The 12,223-nt window shown below is 36.3% G+C and carries 9 protein-coding genes; 8 read left to right on the top strand and 1 reads right to left on the bottom strand.

All coding sequences use genetic code 11. The annotated features are described in order from the left end of the window. Positions 1-120: 120 nt before the first annotated feature. The 6 genes from KM885_RS00375 (at position 121) to yhbH (ending at position 7,906) form a co-directional block, all read left to right on the top strand. Complete coding sequence (locus KM885_RS00375) at positions 121-1,005, top strand: NAD(P)-dependent oxidoreductase (protein ID WP_216883379.1); 885 nt, start codon at positions 121-123, stop codon at positions 1,003-1,005. Between the two features lie 211 nt (positions 1,006-1,216). Continuing rightward, positions 1,217-2,551 (top strand): RNA polymerase factor sigma-54, encoded by a 1,335-nt coding sequence (gene rpoN / locus KM885_RS00370; RefSeq protein WP_052771681.1) that lies wholly within the window; start codon positions 1,217-1,219, stop codon positions 2,549-2,551. 244 nt (positions 2,552-2,795) lie between these two features. Beyond that, on the top strand, positions 2,796-3,623 hold the full coding sequence (locus KM885_RS00365; RefSeq protein ID WP_216883378.1) for an aldo/keto reductase: 828 nt from the start codon (positions 2,796-2,798) through the stop codon (positions 3,621-3,623). A 200-nt stretch (positions 3,624-3,823) separates the two neighbouring features. Beyond that, a complete protein-coding gene (locus KM885_RS00360; RefSeq protein WP_047184837.1) occupies positions 3,824-4,126 on the top strand; it encodes a heme biosynthesis protein HemY in 303 nt (100 codons plus the stop codon). Positions 4,127-4,376: 250 nt separating this feature from the next. Then, the gene (locus KM885_RS00355) at positions 4,377-6,272 is read left to right on the top strand and encodes a PrkA family serine protein kinase (RefSeq protein ID WP_047184836.1); all 1,896 of its coding nucleotides are present in this window, start codon (positions 4,377-4,379) and stop codon (positions 6,270-6,272) included. Positions 6,273-6,736: 464 nt separating this feature from the next. Further along, positions 6,737-7,906 (top strand): sporulation protein YhbH, encoded by a 1,170-nt coding sequence (yhbH, locus tag KM885_RS00350; protein ID WP_047184835.1) that lies wholly within the window; start codon positions 6,737-6,739, stop codon positions 7,904-7,906. A gap of 78 nt (positions 7,907-7,984) precedes the next feature. Here the strand turns inward: yhbH and ymzB are convergent, their stop codons facing one another. Next, on the bottom strand, positions 7,985-8,335 hold the full coding sequence (ymzB, locus tag KM885_RS00345; protein WP_060667597.1) for a protein YmzB: 351 nt from the start codon (positions 8,333-8,335) through the stop codon (positions 7,985-7,987). Positions 8,336-8,543: 208 nt separating this feature from the next. Here ymzB and KM885_RS00340 point away from each other — a divergent pair, with 208 nt between their 5' ends. Both KM885_RS00340 and KM885_RS00335 read left to right on the top strand, forming a co-directional pair. Then, the gene (locus KM885_RS00340; RefSeq protein ID WP_145523876.1) at positions 8,544-9,953 is read left to right on the top strand and encodes a SpoVR family protein; all 1,410 of its coding nucleotides are present in this window, start codon (positions 8,544-8,546) and stop codon (positions 9,951-9,953) included. Between the two features lie 171 nt (positions 9,954-10,124). Further along, the gene (locus KM885_RS00335; RefSeq protein WP_047184833.1) at positions 10,125-12,182 is read left to right on the top strand and encodes a catalase; all 2,058 of its coding nucleotides are present in this window, start codon (positions 10,125-10,127) and stop codon (positions 12,180-12,182) included. Positions 12,183-12,223: the final 41 nt, after the last annotated feature.

Below are 12,223 nucleotides of genomic sequence, written 5' to 3'. Positions count from 1 at the left end.
TTGAGTCCTTGTTATCATTGTTTTTTGGGTATCTAAAAATAGGAAGATTTGAAAAGTCGAGTCTACTGCGGTCATTGATTATGAAGCCCATTCATGTGATATAAAAGGGGATGTTATTTTATGAAACGCATTGGTTTTGTTGGTTTAGGAAATATGGGTTTACCGATGTCAAAAAACTTCGTTAAGAATGGAAACTACCGGGTGTTGGGTTATGACTTAAATAAAAACGCTGAACGTTTGCTTCAAGAGGTGGGAGGTGGCATCAGTCCTTCGATAGCTGAAGTGGTGGAGAATAGTGAAGTAGTATTTACCAGTCTGCCTTCCACTAAAGCAGTGGAAGACGTATACTTAGGTGATGATGGGATAGTAGAAAATAGTCATCCAGATATGATATTAGTTGATACAAGTACTGTTGCTCCAGAAATGAACCAGAAAATCGCAGAAGCTGCTGATTTGAAGGGGATAGGTTTCTTGGCGGCACCTGTAAGTGGTGGGGTGATTGGGGCGGAAAATCAAACCCTTACCGTGATGGTTGGGGGTTCGAAAGCTGTATACGAGAAGGTACTTCCTACATTGAAAGTACTTGGCGAGAACATTTTCCATGTTGATGAACAAGTGGATAGCGGAACTACCGTTAAATTGATAAATAATCTTTTAATTGGCTTTTATACAGCTGGGGTCAGTGAGGCTCTACATATAGCTAACAAAAAGAATATTGATCTAGACGACTTGTTTTCGATGTTAAACGTCAGCTACGGACAGAGCAGAATTTTTGAGCGGAATTACAAAAGCTTTATTTCTAAGTCAGATTATAACCCGGGCTTTACCTTGAAGTTACTATTGAAGGACCTTGGATTTGCTATGGAGGTTGCCGAACAGGAAGCACTTGATTTGCCAATTAGCAGGGCGTTATTTGATCGCTATCAAGAAGTAGTTACGTCTGGCTATGGTGATAAAGATATGGCCTATTTATATGAAATAGTAAGAGAGAAAACGTGGAAGTAGAATGAATAAATAAAGAGGTTTATCCCACCTATACGTATAGTAAGACTCCCACCTCAAGATTCTGAGGAAGGTGGGGGATAAAGGAAAACCCCCACTTTATTGATTAAAATGAAATAGCTTATTGCGCAATTAATGTTAGTATAGTAAAATTAATTTTAAATATTCGTACAATATTGTTCTACTATGTAAACGTATACATTGGGGGATAATGATGAAACTTGGATTGGATCAAAAGCAAACCATCAATTTGGTGATGAGTCCGGAACTTCGACAGGCAATATCTTTATTACAATATTCAACCTTGGATTTATTCCAGTTTATTCGGGAGCAGGCGATAGAAAATCCGCTTATCGAATTAGAAGAAAAAAATACATCGGTACAGTTTGAAGAAAAATATAGCATGATGGGAAGTAAATTTTATTCACGAAATGTTAATACGGAAGATGATTATGTTAGTCCACTTGATTTCTTATCCACAAAAGAAGGTGGGTTAGATCAGTATTTACTAGAACAGGTAAAATGGTTATCCATTAGCGAGGGAGAAAAATCTATTCTTACCTATCTCATATATAATATAGATGAAAATGGATACTTACCAATGTCTAATAAAGAAATTGAAGTTCAATTAGACATTTCTCCTCAGGAAGCGGAGCATGCTATTAAGTTGTTACAAGGGTTAGAGCCTTTAGGTGTGGGGGCACGAAATTTAAAGGAATGTTTATTACTGCAAGCTCAAGAGTACTATCCGGATGAGTCTTTAGTAGCTTATGTAATTAAGAATTATTTAGAGTTACTTTCAGAGAAAAAGTGGAAGAAAATCTCCACTGAATTAGGAATATCCTTATTAGAAGTAAAAAAAATCTATGAATATATTCAGACACTAAACCCTAGACCATGCTCCGATTTTACAAGTCCCCCCACCAATTATTTATATCCTGATATTTCGATAGAAAAAAAGAATGGAAACTACGTCATATCTCTGAATGACAGTTACTTACCTAATATTCATATCAATCAAGATTATGTGGGTTTAATTAGTGGAAAAGGTGATTGGTCAAAATATGTTACGGCTAATTACCAAAAATATTTATGGCTGAAAAAAAGTATTGAGCAACGCCGTTCTACTATATTAAAAATAACCGAATATATTGTAGAAAATCAGCAGGATTTTCTAGATAATGGATTTTCTTCAATAAAAGCGATGACATTAAAAGAAGTAGCAGAATCTATTGAAATGCATGAGTCGACCGTAAGCCGTGCAATTAGTAACAAAGTTATTCAAACCCCTATTGGTTCCTTTGAAATGAAAAGGTTATTCACATCTAAATTAGCTAGTAATACTGGGGAATATACATCTTCAGTAAAAGTGAAGATGCTTTTGGGGGAGCTTATACGTAATGAAGATAAACAAAAGCCATATTCTGATCAAAAGATAGCTGATTATTTGAGTAAGAAGCATGGGATAACTATTTCTCGGAGAACGGTTGCTAAATACCGTGAAGAGTTAAATATATTATCTTCTGCTAAAAGAAAAATGATCTATTAGGGCGTGCTCAAAAAGAAGGGGGAAGAGGTCAGAGGTCTGCTAAATGTGCAACGTCCTAGGCCTCCGATTGCTCGTTCCACCGTAAAGGTTTGTTGGAACGCCGATCTAGGCAGGGGCATGTCATTTTCACCGGACTTTGAACATCCTCTATTTGTTTTGAATTTAAAAAAAGTTTAGTTTCATTAACGGCAGCTGATGCATTATGATAAGATAAGGGTAGAATCTAAGAATGGGAGGAATTCTTTTGATCACCAATTTACAGGATATAGTCACGTTAAATAACGGTGTGAAAATGCCAGGATTTGGTCTTGGGGTATATAAAATGGAAGATGGTCAAAGTGTTGTTCAATCGGTTAAAGCTGCGTTGAAACATGGATATAGACTTATTGATACGGCTTCCTATTATCATAACGAAGAGGGTGTGGGGCAAGCCGTTAGAGAATCTGGTATTCCAAGAGAAGAGATTTTTGTTACCTCCAAGGTTTGGAATGATCAGCAGGGCTATGACAATACATTAAAAGCCTTTGAAGATAGCTTGGAAAAACTAGGCCTTGATTACTTAGACCTTTATTTAGTTCACTGGCCAGTTACTGGAAAGTTTAAAGATACATATAGAGCATTGGAAAAGATTTATGAAGAAGGAAAAGTACGTGCAATTGGAGTAAGTAATTTTCAAGTACATCATTTAGAAGATTTATTAAAAGACTGTAAGGTAAAGCCGGTAATTAATCAAGTCGAGTATCATCCTCATTTAACACAAGAAGAATTAAAAGTATATTGTGAAAAAGAAAATATTCAACTTGAAGCATGGGCTCCGCTTAAAAGAGGGGGAGTCTTTGATGAGCCTATTATTCAAGAGCTATCTGAAAAATATCGCAAAACCCCTGCGCAGGTTATTTTACGATGGGACGTTCAACATCATGTTGTCACAATTCCAAAGTCGGTAAAAGAACAACGAATTATCGAGAATGCCGATATTTTTGATTTTTCATTAACGAAAGAAGAAGTGAAACAAATAGATAGCCTAAATCGAAACGAAAGAAGCGGTCCTGATCCAGACACTTTTGTATAATATGTAAACGAACGAATCCAGTAGCGAATGGCTTACTGGATTTTTTACTTATAAACAATCTTAGATATTAAATATTCCATTATTGGTTAGACTGATTAAAAATAGTGCTATGTTACAAGTTTCTTTAGATGACAGTTAATAGTTGCCTGTGTGATAATTATGATGGAAAAATATTTAGAAGTGAATAGGAGTAGAAATAGATGAAGGTTAAAATAAATAGAAACGCAGCAAAAGAATTAAAGAAAATGTTAGAATCAGATGAAGCGGAAGGAAAAATGATTCGTATCCATATATCTCATATGCATGGAGACCATGCGCATTATGGGATTTCATTTGATACTCCAGGAGAGCATGATGAAGTAGTAAAAACGGATAAAGATATTGATATCATTCTGGATACTCGAGAAGAGCTTTTAGATGGAATTTGGATTCAATATTTCTATGTTGATAATGAAGGGTTTGTTATTACGAATCCTTCAAAAGGTGGACATCACCATCATTAATGAGGAAAGTCCTTGTCATTTTACGGGTGACAGGGGCTTTTTTTGTCAGAAAGCATAACACTTTCTCCCCCGCATAAGTATCACTTCTTATTCGACATTAATTCCCCGAGGATTACGAAAAGGCCTAGAATTTTGACGATAGTTATTTCTTAATGTAGAAGCGGATGTAATATTCAAACTTTTAGTGAATGAGACGAGATGTACGTGCATAGAATTTATAAACCGCAGTAATGATGGAGGGAGAGTATAAATGGATATTCTAGGTAAGGTAAGAGATTACCGTGATAAAGAGGAAAGTTTGAAATGGGAAGGTACTTTTGCGGAATACTTGGAAATTTTAAAAGAAAGGCCAGAAGTTGCACAGCCTGCCCACTCCCGTATTTATAATATGATTAAAGATGCTGGAATAGAAGAGGTTGATGGAAGAAAGACATATAAATTTTTTAGTAAAGAAATATATGGTTTGGAAGAGGCAATAGAAAGTTTAGTGGAGGAGTATTTTCACCCTGCTGCAAAACGACTTGATGTTAAAAAACGTATTTTACTATTGATGGGTCCAGTTAGTGGTGGGAAATCCACCATTGTTAGTATGTTAAAACGTGGAATGGAAGAATATTCACGTACAGATGCTGGAGCGGTGTATGCGATCAAAGGCTGCCCAATGCATGAAGATCCACTGCACTTAATACCACACCATTTACGAGATGATTTTTACGAAGAATACGGCATTCGAATTGAAGGTAGTTTATCCCCACTTAATACGATGCGGTTGGAAAAGGAATATGATGGTAAGATTGAAGACGTTGAAGTAGAAAGAATCTTTTTCTCAGAAGATAAACGGGTTGGAATTGGAACATTTAGTCCATCTGATCCGAAATCCCAAGACATTGCGGATTTAACTGGTAGTATTGATTTCTCCACCATTGCAGAATATGGTTCTGAGTCAGATCCGAGGGCCTACCGTTTCGATGGGGAGCTGAATAAAGCGAACCGTGGGATGATGGAATTCCAAGAGATCTTGAAGTCAGATGAGAAATTCCTCTGGCATTTACTATCTCTAACACAAGAGGGGAATTTTAAAGCCGGTAGATTCGCCCTGATAAGTGCTGATGAACTTATCATAGCGCACACAAACGAAGCGGAATACCGTTCGTTTATTTCTAACAAGAAAAATGAGGCGTTACATTCAAGGATTATTGTGATGCCGATTCCTTATAATCTCAGAGTGGATGAAGAAGAGAAAATCTATGAGAAAATGATAAAAACGAGTGATATGGCCCATGTGCATGTTGCTCCACATGCTTTAAAAGTAGCAGCAATATTCTCTGTTCTTACTAGATTAAAAGAATCTAAAAAACAGGGTGTGGATTTACTTAAGAAGTTACGCTTATACAATGGAGAGAGTGTGGAAGGGTTTAACGATATCGATGTAGAGGAATTAAGGAAAGAGTATTCGGATGAGGGTATGGATGGAATTGACCCGAGGTATGTGATCAACCGAATTTCATCTACCATTATTCGAAAAGATGTACCGTCTATTAATGCTTTAGATGTTTTACGTTCATTAAAAGATGGACTGGATGCTCATGCATCGATTTCGAAAGAGGATAAAGAAAAATATATGAATTATATTGCAATTGCTAGAAAGGAATATGACGAAATTGCGAAGAAAGAAGTTCAAAAAGCTTTCGTGTATTCGTATGAAGAATCCGCTAAGACGTTAATGGATAATTATCTGGATAACGTGGAAGCATATTGCAACCATAATAAACTAAGAGATCCGTTGACCGGAGAAGAAATGAATCCAGATGAAAAACTTATGCGTTCTATTGAGGAGCAAATTGGTATCTCTGAGAATGCGAAGAAAGCTTTTCGTGAAGAAATTCTAATCAGGCTATCAGCGTTTGCGAGAAAAGGAAAACGTTTTGATTATAATTCACACGAACGTCTCCGTGAAGCGATTCAGAAGAAACTATTTGCTGACTTAAAAGACGTTGTAAAAATCACAACCTCATCGAAAACACCAGATGAGTCACAGCTGAAGAAAGTAAACGAAGTTATCGCTCGTTTAATTGACGAGTACGGTTATAACTCCACTTCAGCAAACGAATTATTACGTTATGTAGGAAGCCTATTGAACCGATAAAGTGAAGCTAATTGTCGTATTCTCCCACAGATTAGGTAAACTTTTCGGGGTTCTACTGAATGTTTTCCCCACTTAAAGTGGTGGTCTTTCATCCAGTAAAGACGGATAAAAATTAGGTTTAAGCTGTATGATGTATTGTCTTTTAGAAAACAGGGCTAATATTATACATTAGTCCTGTTTTTTTTATCTATATTGGAATTGTTATTTCAGTTAGTACGATGAAAAGCTTTAGAAGCTATTAATCCAACAATCTGCACTTGTATGTATTGTCTATATTTTTGAAAAAGTAGCAATAACTAAATAGGTTTTGCATATGATAAATAAAGTAATCTAGTTACTTTTAAAAAATTCTTTTAAAGATAATATTAGAAAACTAAGGCATAGACAGGACTTTTAGCGAATGCTTTAGTTGCATATTTTGCTATCTGTTAAAGAAATTTCAAAGGAAAAGGAGAGGATCGTAATTGTCGGAAAAGCGTAAGACGAATTTCATTGTCTCCCAGGAAAACTGGACTCTCCATCGTAAAGGCTATCAAGATCAACAAAGACATATTGAAAAAGTAAAAGATGCTATAAAAAATAACTTGCCTGATTTAGTGACAGAGGAAAACATTATTATGTCGAATGGCCGTGAAATTGTAAAAATACCTATTCGTTCTCTTGATGAATACAAAATTCGTTATAACTATAATAAGAATAAACATGTTGGCCAAGGTGATGGAGATAGTCAAGTTGGCGATGTCATTGCGAGGGAACCTGGTAGAGGTGATCAAGCGCAAGGGAGCGGTCAAGGAAAGAAAGCGGGTGATCAGCCTGGAAGGGATTATTATGAAGCAGAAGTTTCCATTGAAGAAGTGGAAGAAGCTCTATTTAGAGATTTAGAATTACCGAATTTAGAACAAAAGGAACAAGATGAAATAATTGTAGAAGATATTGAGTTTAATGATGTCCGTAAGAAAGGGCTTATGGGTAACATTGACAAGAAACGAACGATATTAACTGCTCTTAAGCGAAATGCTAGGGAAGGGAAAGCGTCCATTGCACCAATTTATAATGATGACCTACGATTTAAAACATGGAATGAAGTGGTCAAGCCGGAATCAAAAGCGGTTGTACTTGCAATGATGGATACAAGTGCATCTATGGGAACATTTGAGAAATACATGGCTAGAAGTTTCTTTTTCTGGATGACAAGATTTTTACGAACGAAGTATGAATCTGTAGATATTGAATTTATTGCTCATCATACAGAAGCAAAAGTGGTATCCGAAGACGATTTCTTCAATAAAGGAGAAAGTGGAGGTACCATTTGCTCTTCTGCTTATATAAAAGCTTTAGAACTTATTAATGAGAAGTATAATCCGAAACGTTATAATATTTATCCATTCCACTTCTCAGATGGTGAAAATATTACATCTGACAATGCGAAATGTATTGATCTGCTTGGTCAAATTATGGAAGTGTCTCAAATGTTCGGTTATGGTGAGGTAAATGGATATAGTCGATACTCCACATTAATGAATGCGTATCGTACGATAGAAGATCCTAAATTTAGACACTATATTTTAAAAGAAAAACGTGACGTATACCATGCAATGAAAACATTCTTTAAAAAAGAAGAAGAGCTTGTATAATAGAGTCCCCGCATTTTGCGGGATTTTTTGTTTTAGTGTGAATGCTGGTAAAGAAACCGGCATGAGCCGGTTTCCATTTTATTCAATCGTTTCTATTGTGTATACACCTCTTGAAGTACTCACTATAAAACGAGAACCATCATATTCATACATTGCTGAGTCCTCGAGAGGAATTTCATATAATTCAGACGGGAGTGACTCGTACTCATTTATTGTGGTTCCAATGATACCACTTCCATTTAAATTCAGGGAATAGATTGGTTCATAACCATCGATGGTTCCCCCGTTTTTAGAATATGAAATGGCACTTAAATCCATTAACGTCTCATCAAAATCATCCAATTCATGCTTTACGATTTTAATTTGTTTCCCATTCCATTGTCTTATTAAATCGTTAAATTGTTCGATTGTTAGAAAATGCTGATTCATGTCCATCCCTCCAGTATATAAAGTTTCCTGTTTCCGATGAAATCATACAGTAATGGGAAGACTATTCACATCATTCTACAAAAGTATAACTAAGATATATTCGCTAAAGTTTTTGATGAACTCCGAGTTTTCTAGGAATTCTTTTCATTTATTCCTTACTTCATTCATAAAATGTATAAAGCGATTTTGGAGGGGATTCTACTTGTCGATGACAAAGGAGCTAGAGTTTGCGATAGAGGAGATTACGGAAATAGCCGAGCATTTTGGCCTTGACTTTTTTCCAATGCGTTATGAAATATGCCCTGCCGATATTATTTATACATTTGGAGCTTATGGGATGCCTACAAGGTTTTCACACTGGAGTTTTGGAAAACAATTTCACAGAATGAAACTCCAATATGATCTTGGTCTTAGTCAAATTTACGAGCTGGTTATTAACTCAGATCCTTGTTATGCCTTTTTACTCAACACGAATACACTGATTCAAAATAAGTTAATCATTGCCCATGTTTTAGCACATTGTGATTTTTTCAAAAATAATATTCGTTTCTCTAAAACAAGAAGAGATATGGTAGAAAGTATGACAGCAACAGCGGAACGTATTGCAGATTACGAAATGAAATATGGGAAAGATGAAGTTGAAAAATTCTTAGATGCAGTATTGTCTATTCAGGAACATATTGATCCATCTATTATTTCGTCTAGGCTTTCGTATGAGGAATTAGAATGGATGGAAGAAGAGGAAGAAAAAGTAGTGAAGCAATCTCCATATGATGACTTGTGGAGTTTGGATGAAAAGCCAAAAGAAAAGAAACCAGTAGGAAGAAAAAAGGAAAGAAAATTCCCGCCACAACCAGAGAAAGATATTTTATTATTTATTCAAGAATACAGTCGTGAGTTAGAAGATTGGCAGCGTGATATTTTAACCATGATGCGTGAGGAGATGCTATATTTTTGGCCACAGCTTGAAACGAAAATTATGAATGAAGGCTGGGCATCCTTTTGGCATCAACGGATCATGAGGGAGTTAGACTTAACTACAGAAGAAACCATTGAGTATTCTAAATTAAATGCGGGGGTTGTTCAACCGTCAAGAACACAAATTAACCCTTACTATTTAGGATTAAAGATTTTTGAAGATATTGAAGAAAGGTATAACAATCCGACTGAAGATATGAAAAAATTAGGTTATAAGCCCGGTAGTGGTCGTGAAAAAATGTTTGAGGTTCGTGAAATTGAATCGGATATCTCCTTTATTCGTAACTATTTAACGAAAGATTTGGCACAAAAAGAAGATATGTATCTGTTTGAAAAGAAAGGTAGAGACTATCGTATTACGACAAAAGATTACGAGCAAGTTCGTGACCAACTAGTGTCTATGCGTGTGAATGGTGGGTTCCCGTATATAACGGTAGAAAATGGTGATTATAACCGAAATGGTGAATTATATTTAATGCATAACTATGAAGGAATTGAATTAGACCTTCACTATTTAGAGAATGTTCTTCCTTACGTTTATCAACTTTGGGGAAGGAAAGTCCATATGGAGACTGTTTTAGAAGGAAAAAAAGCACTATTTTCCTATGATGGGAATAAGGTGATGAGAAAGAGTATGTAAGAATAATAAAGCTTGGTAAGGTTAAATGAAAAATACCTTACCAAGCTTTTTCGGTTTCAGGTCAATACCACCTCTACAATATTCAGTTACCATCTTAGAGGAATATTTACGAGATTACTAACATATGATATAAGCGGAGTTTAAATTGTAAATTAAAGGATGGGTGATTACATGGATGATAAGTCATCAAGAAACCAAAAGCCTATGAATAAAGATGCTAAACAAGAGCAGTTAGATCAATACCGTGTACAAAACACAGGAAAGCCGATGACAACAAACGAAGGGCGAAAAATTTCAAACGATGAAGAAATCTTAAAAGCTGGTGTACGCGGTCCTACATTACATGAGGATTATCACTATTTTGAGAAAATGACGCACTTTGTAAAAGAAGAGGAACCAGAAAGAGTAGTTCATGCAAGAGGTTACAGTGCCTATGGGGATTTTGAATGTTATCAGTCAATGAAGCATGTGACAAAAGCATGTCTTTTTCAAGAACCTGGGAAAAAGACTCCCTTAACCATCCGTTTTTCTACCGTACAAGGGCCTAGAGGGTCTTATGATACGGCAAGAGATTTACGTTGTCAGGGTGTTAAGTTTTATACAGAAGAAGGAAATTATGATTTAACAACGATCGCTATGCCTGTATTAATTAATCAAGATCCAATGAAGTTTCCAGATGCTATGCATGCATACCAAGCTAAGCAGGATGATGATATACCAACAGCTACTGGTGCACACGACAGGTTTTGGGATTATGTAGCCAATAACCCAGAATCACTTCATATGGTGCAGTGGATCATGTCTGATCGTGGTATTGTACGAAGTTACCGAATGATGGAGTCGTGGTCCATTAATACGTACCTATTTGTTAACGAGCAAGGAGTAGCGACATTTGTAAGATTTGTTTGGAAACCCCTCCTGGGTGTTCATTCCCTTCTTCAGGATGAGGCGCTAAAAATCGGTGGGTTAGATCCTGATTTCCACCGTAGAGACCTTCGAGAGGCGATTGACAAAGGTGCTTATCCTGAATACGAATTAGGTGTTCAACTGATTCCGCTAGAGGACGAATTCAAATACGACTTTGATGTTCTCGATCCTGCGAAGTTTTGGCCAGAAGAGCTCGTTCCTGTTCAAATAATAGGGAAGATGACATTAAATAGAAACATTGATAATTACCATACAGAATCAGAGCAAGTAGCTTTTAACCCTGCAAATGTTGTACCGGGAATTGACTTTTCCAATGATCCTGTCCTACAGGGAAGGCTAATTGCTTATCAAAGTGCACAATACCACAGAATTGGAGTCAATCATCAGGAATTACCGATTAATAAGCCAATTTGTCCGTTTCATAATAATCAACGACGAGGCCCTATGAGATATCGAATTGATGTTGATCAGGTAGACTATCATAAAAACTCACTAGCCAATAACACACCATACACAACACCACCGGAAAAAGGCGGTTATGAGCATTATCCAAAAAAAGTGGAAGGACACGTTATACGTGGGCGTAGCGAATCATTCAACGATTACTTTTCGCAACCTAGGATATTCTGGAATAGTATGAAACCTATTGAAAAACAGCATACTATCCAAGCGTTTAGCTATCAACTCGGAAAAGTTGAGAGTGAATCTGTCCGCCAACAAAATGTCAATTTATTAGTCAATGTTGATAAGGAAATGGCGTGCATCGTTGCTGATAATATTGGTGTAGAGCGCCCAAGTGGATCCAATGTACCTGTTTCTACAAGTTATGCTTCTCTTAGCCAGTACAATACACCTAGTTATGCATATACGCAAAAAGTAGGTGTACTAATTGGTAATGGTTTTAATGGTAAAGAAGTAACAAATGTACTTAACTATTTGCAACAAAATGGGGTCTTTATAGATATTATAAGTGAAACGCTCGGTAAGGTCACAGGAAACGATGGTACAACAATCAAAGTTAATAAGACATTCCTGACAACTAGTCCTTACCTATTTGACTCGCTTTATGTCGTTGGCGGAAGTGCTAAAAATGAAGCAAAGTTCCTGCAAGACATCATGGATTTTGTAAGTAATGCCTATAAGCACTATAAGCCGATTGGTGTTGCTTCGACCGGACAGTCTTATATTCAGACATCAAAAGAAAATAATTTAGCAGGTGTTGTTTTTGCTGCAAATAATCCAAACTTTGAGCAGGATTTTGTCTCTGCAATTGCCCAACAACGCTTCTGGAATAGAACATAATACTGTTTTATAATATACAGGGGATAACTTTAGTTATTTCC

The sequence above is a fragment of the Oceanobacillus caeni genome, from assembly GCF_019037185.1.
Lineage (GTDB): Bacteria > Bacillota > Bacilli > Bacillales > Amphibacillaceae > Oceanobacillus > Oceanobacillus caeni.
The sequence above is the reverse complement of the archived record's forward strand: the minus strand, read 5'-3'. Positions and strand labels throughout refer to the sequence as shown.